This window comes from Vibrio sp. 10N.222.55.C6 (assembly GCF_041473395.1).
In the GTDB taxonomy this organism is placed as follows: Bacteria; Pseudomonadota; Gammaproteobacteria; order Enterobacterales; family Vibrionaceae; genus Vibrio; species Vibrio crassostreae_C.
Genome location: NZ_JBFRSD010000125.1, coordinates 1 through 221, shown reverse-complemented (window position 1 = coordinate 221; position 221 = coordinate 1). Strand labels below are relative to the sequence as shown.

Below are 221 nucleotides of genomic sequence, written 5' to 3'. Positions count from 1 at the left end.
AACACGCCATTGTCTTTCGGATCGAGAACGATAGCTGAACCACGGCGGCCATCAAGTAACTTATGTACGTATAGCTGTAGCTTGATATCTAAGTTAAGTACGATATCTTTGCCTGGAACCGAAGGGACAAATTTGAGGGTACGAATCACTCGTCCACGACTGTTAACTTCGACTTCTTGGTAGCCAGCTGTACCGTGCAACATATCTTCGTAATAACGCTC

General features: G+C 45.2%; 1 pseudogene. It reads right to left on the bottom strand.

The window, feature by feature from the left end:
* A pseudogene (locus AB4486_RS22850) lies at window positions 1-221 on the bottom strand (penicillin-binding protein 2); the annotation flags it as partial.